Origin of the sequence: Corynebacterium sp. c3Ub_189 (genome assembly GCF_039907195.1) — a bacterium.
In the GTDB taxonomy this organism is placed as follows: Bacteria; Actinomycetota; Actinomycetes; order Mycobacteriales; family Mycobacteriaceae; genus Corynebacterium.
On sequence record NZ_JASBOF010000080.1, the window covers coordinates 1 to 333 of the forward strand.

General features: G+C 55.6%; 1 pseudogene. It reads left to right on the forward strand.

From position 1 onward, the window contains the following. Positions 1 to 126 precede the first annotated feature (126 nt). Positions 127 to 333: pseudogene (locus tag QKD99_RS11600) on the forward strand (IS30 family transposase); the annotation flags it as partial.

Genomic DNA, 333 nt, shown 5'->3' on the forward strand with positions numbered 1-333 from the left:
GGTTTAGCGCGGTCGGTGGCTTATCGGCGTGCTGGCGAGTTGGACTTGCCGCGCAAGCGCCGCAGGACTACTAGCTCGGATGACAGTGAGGAAATAGCTTGCCTGTGGCTGGAAGGTGTGGCACCGATGGATATTGCGCGCCAGCTTTCCATAGGCTCTACTCCGGTATATCGAATCGGTATTGAGCTTGGTTTGTGGAAGCGCAATCCGCATGGCCGAAAAGCTGCGGCCACAACTGGCCGGTGTAGCTATCTGCAACTGCGTGTAAATGCTTTAGGGCGCAAAGATGCCGCTTTAGCCTGTGGCATTCATCCGCGTAATGCTGCTGATATA